Source organism: Streptomyces sp. BRA346 (assembly GCF_052851135.1).
In genome coordinates this window covers 220,084-231,797 of the sequence record NZ_JAIWIH010000038.1, presented here as the reverse complement: position 1 = coordinate 231,797, position 11,714 = coordinate 220,084, and the positions used below count along the sequence as shown (strand labels likewise).

The window sequence follows — 11,714 nt, the reverse complement described above, 5'->3', positions numbered from 1 at the left end:
TCCGAGGGCGCGTCGCCCGATCGCGATGCTGGCCGCATCGTGCCGGGAAACCTTGCGGTTGCTCGTGGTCAGGGGCTGCTGCCAGTGCTGGGCGCCCCAGCGGGAGGTATAGGCCGGGTCGACCGCGACGATGGCGATGTTCTGCTCGGCGGCCATCGCCACCAGCCGCGCCTTCAGCCGGGAGGTGGGGAAGCGGGAGATCAGACGGCAGAAGCGCTTGTTGCGGCCGTACTTCTCCCGGCACCGGCCGTCGGTGAAGTCCAGGTCCTCGACGGCGATCGCCCCCGCCCCGGCGGCGCGGGTGTGGTGCAGCAGCCGGGTGAGCGCGTGCCGGATCTGGGCGTCCCGGTGCTGGGTGCTCCCCGCCAGGTCGTAGAAGAAGCGGTGGGGTTCACCGACCGGGTTGCCGTGGATGTCCAGCCGCCAGGCGGCCAGGTGATCATCGTTCATGTCGACGGCAACCACACCCCGGGAAAGCGCGGCCTCCAACGACAGTACGGGAGCGGGGGCGCGCTGCCAGGAGGCGGTCACATACCAACGGCCCCGGGCCACATCGTGGTGGATGCGGTAGGCCACCGCCCGGTTGTTCGTGATCCGGTCCCGCCACTCCTCACTCCGGTGGTGGAACGCCACGGTCGCGTCCAGCACATACCGGCCGTGCGGTGCGTTGGCCAGACGGGCCAACGCGGCGGGGAGCTTGATCGAGAGCTGTCCGATGGCGGTGACGCGGATCGTCTCGTTGCCCAGACGTTTGCCAGACTCCCCGTCGGCGGCCAGGAACATCCGCACCGCCTTCCACCGCTCCCGCCACGCCTGCTCGCTCAGTCCGGCCTGGTCCAGGTGGTGGCGCAGGTGCACGAGCCTCTTCCCGCCGCGCACCACCCGCACGCGACCCGCCGCCCAGTCCGCCTCCACCCCGGCCAGCCGGGCCCGCAGCGCGTGCAGACGCCGGGACTTGGCATGCCACTCGGCCCGCAAGCCGTACCCGCGCGGCAGTCCTACCCGCTTGTCGGCCTTCGCACCCAGCGGACGCGCCAGCCGCGCCTCGATCGACGCGATCTGCTTGCGCAGCCACGCCATCTCAGCTGTCTGCCCGCGCCGGGCCAAGGCCCACTGATCATGCGTGGCCTTGGTGATACTGCCCGCCCACCGCGCCGAGGAGACACCCGTCAGCTCCCGCTTGCGCACCGCCCAGCTCTGACTGCCGTGCTCCAGGCCATGCCGGGAACGCACCGCGAGATCGCCAGCGGCCAGGGCGCCGAGGAACACCCCCACCTCGGTCAGGACTGCCGCATCTGTCTTTGACACGCGCAGCCGGGCCCGGATGGCCGTCCCCGCCGGGCCAGGCACCACGAACGGCGCCACCACCCCCCGCACGATGCCCAACCCTTTCACCCCACCCGGCATCGAAGAGTCTGCCGCCCCGTCCAACGACCCCCACCCACAAAGGTCACACATTCGACGACCAAACCCCCGTTCCTATCGATTCCAGGCCCTCGCACACGTCCCGGCCACCGGCGCCGGACTCACTGACGCGCACGGAACCGCACTCGCGCACTGTCAAGCACCAGCAGTTCCGAATCCCCGTTCCTGCCGAACCCCTGCCGAACCGAACCTGCCAAGCCGACGACGGGCTCCGGCGCCGCGGCATTCTATCCGCGGTGCCGGAGCCCGTCCTCGTGCTGTGCGCCCTGTCGTACGCCGCTGGTCAGCAGCCGATCAGCCGGCCGCCCAGGTACGACTGGATCTGGTCGAGGGAGACCCGCTCCTGCTTCATCGTGTCGCGCTCGCGCACGGTCACCGCGTTGTCGTCGAGCGTGTCGAAGTCGACGGTGACGCAGAAGGGCGTGCCGATCTCGTCCTGACGGCGGTAGCGGCGGCCGATGGCGCCCGCGTCGTCGAACTCGATGTTCCAGTGCTTGCGCAGGTCCGCCGCGAGCCCCTTGGCCTTCGGGGACAGCTGCGGGTTGCGGGACAGCGGCAGCACCGCGACCTTGACCGGGGCGAGCCGCGGGTCGAGCCGCATCACGGTGCGCTTCTCCAGCTTGCCCTTGGCGTTGGGCGCCTCGTCCTCGATGTACGCGTCGAGCATGAAGGCCAGCATGGCGCGGCCGACGCCCGCCGCCGGCTCGATGACGTACGGGGTCCAGCGCTCCCCGGCCTCCTGGTCGAAGTACGACAGGTCCTGGCCGGACGCCGCGGAGTGCGCCTTGAGGTCGTAGTCGGTGCGGTTGGCCACGCCCTCCAGCTCACCCCACTCGGAGCCGCCGAAGTTGAAGCGGTACTCGATGTCGGCGGTGCGCTTCGAGTAGTGGGAGAGCTTCTCCTTCGGGTGCTCGAACCAACGGATGTTGGCTTCCTGGAGGCCGAGGTCCCGGTACCAGTTGTAGCGCTGCTCCATCCAGTACTCGTGCCAGGTCTCGTCCTCACCCGGCTTGACGAAGAACTCCATCTCCATCTGCTCGAACTCACGGGTGCGGAAGATGAAGTTGCCCGGCGTGATCTCGTTCCGGAAGGACTTGCCGACCTGCGCGATGCCGAACGGGGGCTTGCGGCGCGAGGTCTGCTGCACGGCGAGGAAGTTGGTGAAGATGCCCTGGGCGGTCTCGGGGCGCAGGTACGCGACCGAGCCGGAGTCCTGGGTCGGGCCGAGGTGGGTGGAGAGCAGCCCGGAGAACTGCTTGGGCTCGGTGAAGCTGCCCTTGTTGCCGCAGTGCGGACAGTTGAGGTCGGCCATGCCGTTCTCGGGCAGCTTGCCGTGCTTGGCCTCGTAGGCCTCCTCCAGGTGGTCCGCGCGGAACCGCTTGTGGCAGGAGGTGCACTCGGTCAGCGGGTCCGTGAAGGTGGCGACGTGGCCGGACGCCTCCCAGACCTCACGGGCGAGGATCACGGACGAGTCGAGTCCCACGACGTCGTCGCGCGAAGTGACCATGGAACGCCACCACTGGCGCTTGATGTTCTCCTTCAGCTCCACGCCGAGCGGTCCGTAGTCCCAGGCGGCGCGCTGGCCGCCGTAGATCTCGCTGCACGGATAGACGAAGCCACGGCGCTTGCTCAGGCTGACGATGGTGTCGATCTTGTCGGCGGCCACGGTGCTCTCTTCATTGATGACGACATTGGAGGACGCGAAGCGAATGCTTCAGGTTACCGGCGGCGGCACCCCCCGGATCAAATCGATACTGGAATTGATCAAGAAGAAGACCCTTGTTGACAACCGTTTCCATTTTTGTTGAAAATGAGAGTCATGAACATACGCCGCCTCACCCCCGCAGCAGCCCTCGTCGGGGCCGCCGCGATGGGCTTGACCACCCTCACAGCCTGCTCCTCCAACACCGGTGACGGAAGGACGGACGGCAAGCTCGACGTGGTGGCGTCGTTCTACCCGATGCAGTTCCTCGCCCAGCGCATCGGGGGGAGCCATGTGAATGTCTCCACCCTGACCAAACCCGGCGTCGAACCGCACGACCTGGAGATCAGCCCCCGGCAGACGGCCCAGCTCAGCGAGGCCGGGCTGGTGGTCTACCTCAAGGGGCTCCAGCCGTCCGTCGACCAGGCCATTGGCCAGGCCAAGCCGCAGCATCTCGCCGACGCCGCCTCGTACACCTCCCTGGAGGACCACGGGACGGAGGTGGAGGGCGAGGAAGGCCACGGGCACGGCGAGTCCGGCGAGCACGGGCACGAGGGGCACGGGCACGAGGCCCATGAGGGCGACGCCGCCGCCGATCCGCACGTCTGGCTCGACCCGGTGCGCTACGCCCAGGTCGCCGAGGGCGTCGGCAAGGCGCTCCAGAAGGCGGACCCGGACCACGCCGCCGCCTACAAGAAGAACACCGCCGCCCTGGTGAAGCAGCTCGGCGCCCTCAATGACGACTTCACGACCGGATTGAAGGGCCGCAGCACGGATACCTTCATCACCACCCACGCCGCGTTCGGCTACCTCTCCGAACGCTACGGGCTGCGCCAGGAGGCCATCTCCGGGCTCGACCCGGAATCCGAGCCGAGCCCGGCGCGGATGCGGGGGCTGCACACGATCGCCAAGAAGGACAAGGTCAACACCGTCTTCTTCGAGACGCTGGTGAGCGACAAGACGGCGAAGACCCTGGCGGGCGATCTCCATCTGAAGACGGACGTCCTCGACCCCATCGAGGGGATCGGGAAGACGTCCAAGGGCCGTGACTACTTCGAGGTCATGCGGTCCAACCTGACGGCCCTGCGCAAGGCGCTCGGCGCGGGATGACGCGCGATACGCCTGTTACGCGCGATACGACGGAGGAACCCATGCCCAAGGAACCCGACGGCAGCGCACCGCCCGACAGCGGTGCACGGCCCGGTGAACCGGCGGAACGCGAGAAAGCGGCCCGGCGCGGGACGGCGACCGAGCGCGGGACGGCGACCGGGCCCGGGGCGGCGACCGAGCACGCCGCGACGGCGGGCGACGCCGACCCGGTCATATCCCTGCGCGGCGCCACCGCCTCCCTCGGCGGGCGCCCGATCCTGCGCGGCGTCGACCTGGCCGTGGGCCGCGGCGAGGTCGTCGCGCTGCTCGGCGCGAACGGCTCGGGCAAGTCGACCGCCGTACGCGCCGTCGTCGGCCAGGTGCCGCTGACCGGCGGCGAGCTGGCGCTGTTCGGCACCCCCGGGCGCCGGTTCCGCGACTGGGCCCGCGTCGGCTACGTACCGCAGCGGACGACCGCGGCCAGCGGCGTCCCCGCGACCGTCCGCGAGGTCGTCTCGGCCGGGCGGCTGGCCCGCCGCCGGTTCGGGCCGCCGCGCAAGGCGGACCGGGCGGCCGTCCGCCGCGCCCTGGAGCTGGTCGGCATGGCCGACCGCGCCCGCGACCCGGTCGGCGCGCTCTCTGGCGGCCAGCACCAGCGGGTGCTGATCGCCCGTGCGCTGGCCGGTGAACCCGAACTGCTGATCATGGACGAGCCGATGGCCGGGGTCGACCTGGCCAGCCAGGAGATCCTCGCCGGGACGCTGCGCGAGCAGGTCGCCGCGGGGACCACCGTCCTCCTCGTCCTCCACGAGCTGGGCCCGCTGGAGCCGCTGATCGACCGCGCGGTGGTGCTCCGCGACGGCTGCGTCGTCCACGACGGCCCGCCGCCCAAGGCCGTCGGCCAGCATGCGCTGCCCGGCCATGACCACGTCCATCCCCACGCGGCGCCCGACGCCGAACCGATCCGGACAGGGTTGCTGACCTGACATGCTGGAAGTCCTCGACTACGCCTTTATGCAGCGGGCCCTGCTCGCCGCCGTCCTCGTCGGCATCACCGCCCCCGCCGTCGGCATCTACCTCGTCCAGCGCCGCCAGGCGATCATGGGCGACGGCATCGGCCACGTCGCGCTCACCGGGGTCGCGCTCGGCTTCCTGACCGGCACCAACCCGGTCTGGACCGCCATCCTCGTCTCCGCCCTCGGCGCCGTGCTGATGGAGCTGATCCGCTGGTACGGCAAGACCCGCGGCGACCTCGCGCTCGCGATGCTCTTCTACGGCGGCATGGCGGGCGGCGTCCTGCTGATCAACCTCGCGCCGACCGGCTCCAACGCCAACCTCACCACGTACCTCTTCGGCTCGATCACCACCGTGTCGCAGCAGGACGTGGTCGTGATCAGCCTGCTCGCCGCCTTCGTCGTGCTGATCACGCTCGGGCTGCGGCGACAGCTGTTCGCGGTCTGCCAGGACGAGGAGTTCGCCCGGGTCACCGGGCTGCCGGTCCGTACGCTCAACCTGCTGCTGGCCGTCACCGCGGCGGTCACCGTCACCGTCGCCATGCGCGTCGTCGGCCTGCTGCTGGTCAGCGCCCTCATGGTGGTCCCGGTCGCCGCCGCCCAGCAGGCCACCCGCGGCTTCGCGATGACGCTGGCGCTGGCGGTCGGCATCGGCGTCGTGGTCACCCTGTCCGGCACCGTCTTCTCCTTCTACAAGAACGTGCCGCCCGGCGCGAGCATCGTCGTCCTCGCCATCGGCGTCTTCGCCGTCATCACCGCGCTCGCCGCGCCCCTGGCCAAACGCCGGGCCACCCAACACGCCGGGCGGTCCGCGGCGGCGGCCGAGGGGCGGTGCACGCTGAAGGACGATGTGCTCGTGTAGCACGGAGTCATCCACAGCTAGCCCGTAGCCGATCCATTAGCTGGCACAATGGCCAAGCAGACAGAGCGGCAGACAGAGCGCTACGGGCAAGCGAGGTTGAGGAGGCAACTGTGGCGACCGCGGGTCCCCCAGTACGCGGCCGGTCCACCAGGCAGCGCGCGGCGGTGGCGGCGGCACTGGACGAGGTGGACGAGTTCCGCAGTGCGCAGGAGCTTCACGACATGCTCAAGCACCGGGGCGACTCGGTCGGCCTGACCACCGTCTACCGCACCCTCCAGTCCCTCGCCGACGCCGGCGAGGTCGACGTCCTGCGCACCACCGAGGGCGAGGCCGTCTACCGCCGCTGCAACAGCGAGGAGCACCACCACCACCTCGTCTGCCGCTCCTGCGGCAAGGCGGTCGAGGTCGAGGGCCCGGCGGTCGAGAAGTGGGCCGACGCGATCGCCGCCGAGCACGGTTTCGTGGACGTCGCCCACACGATCGAGATCTTCGGCACCTGCGGCGACTGCGCGGCCCCGGCGACGGACTGAGGGCTGCCCGGCTAGCGCTTCGGCTGGTTGAACCGCAGCAGGTTCCCCGCCGGATCGCGGAAAGCGCAGTCCCGCACGCCGTACGGCTGGTCGATCGGCTCCTGCAACACCTCGCCGCCCGCCGCCCGGATGTGCTCGAACGTGGCGTCGACGTCGTCGGTGGCGAAGAGGACCCCGCGCAGCATGCCCTTGGCGAGCAGTTCCGCCATGGCCTGCTTGTCGGCGGGCGAGGCGTTGGGGTTCGCGGCGGGGGGTTCGAGGACGATGTTGACGTCCGGCTGCGACGGCGAGCCCACGGTCACCCAGCGCATTCCCTCGAAACCGACGTCCTGGCGCACCTCCAGGCCCAGGATGTCGCGGTAGAACTCGAGCGCCTTGTCATGGTCGTCGACGGCGATGAAGCAGGTCGAAAGCGTGATGTTGGTGTTCATGTCTGTCACGCTACGACCGGGAAGCGGGCTTCGCTTCTCCATTCCTGATCGGATCCCTGACCGGTCGGGTGAAGACCTTGGCGACACACGCCGGAATCTCCGCACCGTGCTCGTGATCGCGCGCCCGGTACGCGCTCGGGCTCTCCCCCACCAGCTCCGTGAACCGCGAGCTGAACGACCCCAGCGACGTACACCCGACCGCGAAGCAGACGTCCGTCACCGACAGGTCCCCCCGCCGCAGCAGCGCCTTCGCCCGCTCGATCCTGCGCGTCATCAGATAGCTGTACGGCGTCTCCCCGAAGGCCTCGCGGAAGCTCCGCGCGAAGTGCCCCGTCGACATCAGCGCCCCGCGCGCCAGCGCAGGCACGTCCAGCGGCTGCGCGTAGTCCCGATCCATCCGGTCCCGCGCCCGCCGCAACCGGACCAGGTCATCCAGATTCACTCCCAGAGGATCCCACGCCGCCCCAGACGGCTGCCAGATCCCGGCAGTGCACGACGATCACCGCATCGGTCAGGACGATCTCATGGCTGCATCCGGCGTCATGCGGAAGGATCTCGTCGAGCAGGACCGTGTCCGTCTCCATCCAGTCGATGGCGTGCTCGTACGTGATCGAAAAGTGCCGTACGCCGGTGTAGCGGATGCGCAGCCCCGCGTCGTGCTTCCACCTGCTCGGCACGAAGGTGAGCGTCAGCCCGCCCTCCTTGCCCCTGGGGATGTCCACCCCGGCCAGCCCCAGGTCCTTCACACACCTGGTGCCGCTCCCGAGGCGGTAGTGCCCCTCATCGGAAGCGAACGCCCACGCCCCGGGCGGCAGAGCCGCCCGCAGCCGCGGCAGCTCCGCCAGATAGGCGGTCGGATCGACCCGGAACCCATGCAGCTCCGGGTCCCAATCAGCCCTCGCGAATTCCATGATCCTCAGGCTAACGACGGGGGCGGGTCACGCCCCGCTCAGTGATGCATCCGCGCACCCTTGAGGACCTTGTCCACCGCGTTGCGCGGCCCGTAGACCGCCAGCCCCACCAGGTCGAGCTGGTCGGTGCCCACCGCCCGTACGGCCGCCCGGTTGTCCCGGTCGTTGCCCGTGCCGAACAGGTCCGAGGTGAACACGGCCCGCGGCAGCGCGCGGGACAGCGCCCGACCGTGCGCCGTGGTCAGCGTCTCCTTCGTCCCCTCGAAGACCAGCACGGGCTGGCGGAACATCGACAGATACGCGGTCCCGTCGGCATCCGCGTACGGCTCGCCGATCACCTCGGGGGCCGCGGTGCCGAGCCCGCTGACGAGGAAAGCGGTCACGTTCAGCCGCTGCCAGGTCTCCAAATCGTCACGCAGCAGTACGGCGATCTTCGTATCGAACCGAACGGGGGCGCTCTCCGCCCCGTTCTCCTCACTCGTTCTCATGCTTCGAGACTGACGGCTGCGGGCCCTCGTCGTCTTGTACGTTCCTTGCATGGCGTCCCGACAGGAAATCTCTGCCTGGCGCCCGTCGGTCCCGGGCGTCAGCGAGGTCTTCCACGCCCACTTCACCGAGCACGCGTACCCCATGCACGTCCACGACGCCTGGACCCTGCTGATCGTCGACGACGGCGCGGTCCGCTACGACCTGGACCGCCACGAGCGCGGCACCCCGAACGACACCGTCAGCCTGCTGCCGCCGCAGGTCCCCCACAACGGCTCCCCCGCCACCGCCCACGGCTTCCGCAAGCGGGTCATCTACCTCGACATGACCCAGCTGGACGCGAGCTACATCGGTCCGGCAGTCGACGGCCCGGACCTCACCGACCCCCTCCTGCGCCGACGCATCGCACAGCTGCACGCCGCCCTCGCCACCCCGGGCGACGAACTCGAGGCGGAGAGCCGCCTGGCCCTCATCAGCCAGCGCCTCCGCGACCACCTGCGCCCCGGGCCGACCGCCGCCGCCGCGATGCCCGACCGCGGCGTCGCCCGGGACCTGCGGGACCTCCTCGACGAGCGCTACGTCGAAGCCCCCACCCTGGAAGAGGCCGCCCGCCTCCTCCACGCCCACCCCACCCACCTCGTACGCGCCTTCAGCGCGGCGTTCGGTATCGCCCCGCACCAGTACGTGACCTCCCGTCGCATCGACCTGGCCCGCCGCCTGCTCCTGGATGGGAAGCCGCCGGGAGAAGTGGCCACCGCAGTGGGCCTCTACGACCAGTCCCACCTGACCCGCCACTTCAAGCGGGTCGTGGGGGTAGCCCCGGGCCGGTACGCCCGGTTGGTCGGCTCTCGTAGGAGGCCGATTCCCGGCGCTCCCGCCCCGTCGGCGCAATCTGCTCGCCGGTGAACACATGCACGAGGTCGAAGCCGTCGAGCATGACCCCGTCATGGGGCGCCGCGCCGGGGTCGGGCGGCTCGGAAATGCCGAGGATCGCACCGATGGCCCCCTGTAGCTCCGGTCGACGAGGGGAGGCCACGACCCGGACCTCGGCGAAGAACCGAAAATCTTCCGCGGTCAACTCCTCACCCCTTCACGCTGAATCCGACACTCCACACGTCTCCCTTTCCCGGCCAATGATCGCGCTCTTCCCGATCATCGACCACGAACACGGAGACGTTCGTATCGTGCGCCCGGTATTCGAGGTGGCCACCCTGCCGTACGCGATCGAGCTCGGGCGCCGCCGACGTCCTGGACAACGCTTCCCGCAGCTCGGCCCAGGAACAGTACGCGGGAAAGTCGACTCCCATGTCCCGGCGCCACTCCTCCGCCACGCCCTCGCCGTCAGCCGCCAAGCGGTGGACCTCGATGGTCCCGCTGGTCATGACCCACTCCTCTGGCCGACCGGAGAAGTACATCTCCACGAAACCGTAGTCCCTGCGCAGCATTTCATGTGCCTCATCGACCACTTCGATGAACTCGGCCTTCACCACCTGAACAACTTCTTCGATGGAGGCGCCCGGGCCGACCCCATGAAGTCGGCCAGTGGTGATGAGGTCCGCCAAGAGGGAAATGCCGTCCACGTACTCGGTCCTCCGGATGATCGGTACGGTTATCGAACGGAGTCGACGCGGTTGCACGGGTGCCCATTGCACGGGCCCGCCAGGCGCCCTGAGTACCTGGTCGGCCGACGCCTTGAGCACGTCGTCGCCGCCTGGCACCGATACGGCGCCGAGGCTCGCTCGGTCCCGCTGGACGTATGGCTGATCGACAGCGCACAGGTCTCCACCCACATCACGACCGGCTCGGACTGGTGCCTGATCGTGGAGAACTCGACCCCGTACGAGGGGTACAGCATGGGGCAGAACGGCCGCGTCGAGGTGACCCCGATCAACGGCGGGACGCCTTTCGCGGAACACCTCGGCGAGACGATCCTCGCCGTGCGGGAAGTGGGATCCCCGGACACCGGGCGCCTCACGCTGGAGATCGCCTTTCCCTCCGGCAACGTACGGTGCGAGAGCTGGTCCGGCGATCTTCGCTTCTCCACCACGCCTCAGGCTCACTCTTGGGATTCGCCGACTGCCGATGTCGCCAGGGATGTACGGAATCTTCCCAGCCAGCGATAGCAGAGGTCGGGCGTAACGGCTTCGAACAGCTCAGGTGTTGAGATCTCGAACAGGAACTGCGTCAGCAAGTCCTCGTGCCCCTCTTCGAGATCCACGTCTTCGCGAAAGTGCACGGTGTGGGCCCAGAGGAATAGCTCGCCGGGCTCCGCCAAGCCCTCCACGACCTTCTCCAGCACGGCCGCGACGATGACGCGGTCGAGGACGCTGGCCAAGGACATGTCTTCACCCCGAGCCGCCTGGATGAGGTCGGCCAACGCGCCGCGCCAGTGGAGGAGGTCTTCGACCGCTCGGTTCCCCTCATTCATGTCCATGCTTGTGTCCGCACTGTTCATGGGACTGTGAACCAGCAAATATCTCCCGAGTCCGGCATCCCAGGTAGTTTCCGCATAGCCGACTCGATCCTGTCCAGGGTTACCTGCTTGTCCGCATGCCACGGAGAGAATGGGCGCGCTTCCGACGCAGTGAGATCTCCGGCACGAACCCCCCTGTCGTACAGATCACCCACGATTCGTAGCGTCACGCTCGTCAACTCCTGACGAGTGGCCCCCTTCCCCAAGAAGGTTGCGACCGCACCGCTGATCACAGAGAATCCCAGCCAGTCGTCTCGCGCGTATTTCAGCAGATGCCCGATCTCCCTGTCGCAATCTGCAGACAGCAACGGAGAGCGGGTTCTCGTGACCGATTCACAGCAAATGGGAAGTAGCCTCACTCATACGTGACAAACCTTCCTCGCCGCATTCAAGAACAACCTGAAAGGCCGCCCTTTCATTTACCCCAGGATGCTTCGCGTAGGACCACTTCTCTCCAGCCCTCGCGAGAATGCTAAGGAATTCAGCAAGGTCTTCCCTCTCCTCACTGAGAACATCCTGCGCCTCTTCGATCAGCAGGACGTACTGATCCGCCGAGATCCACCTCAGGTCTCGGAGGCAGTCATTCAGCGCAGGAAGATTCCATCCGAAATAATCCGGCAGCCTAAACGCGTCGTAGAAACTCTGGAACACTCCATCGAGGGTTCCCATATGAGTTCCGTTCATCCATGCCGTGAATGTTGACCCCGGCATGGGAAGCAAGCTTCGCACCGGAACACGAACCTCCGCCCCCACGAGATGGAGCCAGGGCTTAACCTGGATCCAGGAGCCCCG

At 68.6% G+C, this 11,714-nt stretch carries 14 protein-coding genes; 5 read left to right on the top strand and 9 right to left on the bottom strand.

Annotated features, from left to right (window positions below; all coding sequences use genetic code 11):
• Both LCH29_RS35290 and LCH29_RS35285 read right to left on the bottom strand, forming a co-directional pair.
• The coding region (locus LCH29_RS35290; protein ID WP_446465744.1) for an IS200/IS605 family accessory protein TnpB-related protein at positions 1 to 1,407 on the bottom strand (1,407 nt) is incomplete at its 3' end.
• A gap of 301 nt (positions 1,408 to 1,708) precedes the next feature.
• Positions 1,709 to 3,091 carry a glycine--tRNA ligase gene (locus LCH29_RS35285; protein ID WP_123104010.1) on the bottom strand — a complete coding sequence of 461 codons (1,383 nt, stop codon included), beginning with the start codon at positions 3,089 to 3,091 and terminating at the stop codon, positions 1,709 to 1,711.
• Positions 3,092 to 3,244: 153 nt separating this feature from the next.
• Between LCH29_RS35285 and LCH29_RS35280 the strand changes: the two genes are divergently transcribed.
• The 4 genes from LCH29_RS35280 to LCH29_RS35265 all read left to right on the top strand — a co-directional run bounded on the left by LCH29_RS35280 (position 3,245) and on the right by LCH29_RS35265 (position 6,621).
• The gene (locus LCH29_RS35280) at positions 3,245 to 4,237 is read left to right on the top strand and encodes a metal ABC transporter substrate-binding protein (protein ID WP_446465743.1); all 993 of its coding nucleotides are present in this window, start codon (positions 3,245 to 3,247) and stop codon (positions 4,235 to 4,237) included.
• A 41-nt stretch (positions 4,238 to 4,278) separates the two neighbouring features.
• The gene (locus LCH29_RS35275; RefSeq protein WP_446465742.1) at positions 4,279 to 5,202 is read left to right on the top strand and encodes a metal ABC transporter ATP-binding protein; all 924 of its coding nucleotides are present in this window, start codon (positions 4,279 to 4,281) and stop codon (positions 5,200 to 5,202) included.
• Position 5,203: 1 nt separating this feature from the next.
• Positions 5,204 to 6,091, top strand: a complete 888-nt coding sequence (locus tag LCH29_RS35270; RefSeq protein ID WP_446465741.1) for a metal ABC transporter permease — start codon at positions 5,204 to 5,206, stop codon at positions 6,089 to 6,091.
• A 110-nt stretch (positions 6,092 to 6,201) separates the two neighbouring features.
• Positions 6,202 to 6,621, top strand: coding sequence for a Fur family transcriptional regulator (locus LCH29_RS35265; protein ID WP_446465740.1), 420 nt, complete (start codon positions 6,202 to 6,204; stop codon positions 6,619 to 6,621).
• Between the two features lie 11 nt (positions 6,622 to 6,632).
• Here LCH29_RS35265 and LCH29_RS35260 read toward each other — a convergent pair whose 3' ends face one another.
• Genes LCH29_RS35260 through LCH29_RS35245 form a run of 4 tightly spaced genes read right to left on the bottom strand, consistent with a single transcriptional unit; the run spans position 6,633 to position 8,451 of the window.
• Positions 6,633 to 7,052 (bottom strand): VOC family protein, encoded by a 420-nt coding sequence (locus tag LCH29_RS35260; protein WP_009718028.1) that lies wholly within the window; start codon positions 7,050 to 7,052, stop codon positions 6,633 to 6,635.
• Positions 7,053 to 7,062: 10 nt separating this feature from the next.
• Positions 7,063 to 7,494, bottom strand: a complete 432-nt coding sequence (locus tag LCH29_RS35255) for a helix-turn-helix transcriptional regulator (RefSeq protein ID WP_446465739.1) — start codon at positions 7,492 to 7,494, stop codon at positions 7,063 to 7,065.
• Positions 7,481 to 7,963, bottom strand: a complete 483-nt coding sequence (locus LCH29_RS35250; RefSeq protein ID WP_446465738.1) for a hypothetical protein — start codon at positions 7,961 to 7,963, stop codon at positions 7,481 to 7,483. The genes LCH29_RS35255 and LCH29_RS35250 overlap by 14 nt, the downstream gene beginning before the upstream one ends.
• Before the next feature lie 38 nt (positions 7,964 to 8,001).
• Positions 8,002 to 8,451 (bottom strand): DUF2000 family protein, encoded by a 450-nt coding sequence (locus tag LCH29_RS35245; RefSeq protein WP_446465737.1) that lies wholly within the window; start codon positions 8,449 to 8,451, stop codon positions 8,002 to 8,004.
• A 49-nt stretch (positions 8,452 to 8,500) separates the two neighbouring features.
• Between LCH29_RS35245 and LCH29_RS35240 the strand changes: the two genes are divergently transcribed.
• Complete coding sequence (locus LCH29_RS35240; protein ID WP_446465736.1) at positions 8,501 to 9,355, top strand: AraC family transcriptional regulator; 855 nt, start codon at positions 8,501 to 8,503, stop codon at positions 9,353 to 9,355.
• A 176-nt stretch (positions 9,356 to 9,531) separates the two neighbouring features.
• Here the strand turns inward: LCH29_RS35240 and LCH29_RS35235 are convergent, their stop codons facing one another.
• From LCH29_RS35235 to LCH29_RS35225, 3 genes are all read right to left on the bottom strand, one after another.
• Entirely contained in the window at positions 9,532 to 10,029 is a 498-nt protein-coding gene (locus tag LCH29_RS35235; RefSeq protein WP_446465735.1) for a hypothetical protein, read from the bottom strand.
• 476 nt (positions 10,030 to 10,505) lie between these two features.
• The gene (locus LCH29_RS35230; protein WP_446465734.1) at positions 10,506 to 10,883 is read right to left on the bottom strand and encodes a hypothetical protein; all 378 of its coding nucleotides are present in this window, start codon (positions 10,881 to 10,883) and stop codon (positions 10,506 to 10,508) included.
• 372 nt (positions 10,884 to 11,255) lie between these two features.
• On the bottom strand, positions 11,256 to 11,606 hold the full coding sequence (locus LCH29_RS35225) for a barstar family protein (RefSeq protein WP_446465733.1): 351 nt from the start codon (positions 11,604 to 11,606) through the stop codon (positions 11,256 to 11,258).
• Positions 11,607 to 11,714 lie beyond the last annotated feature (108 nt).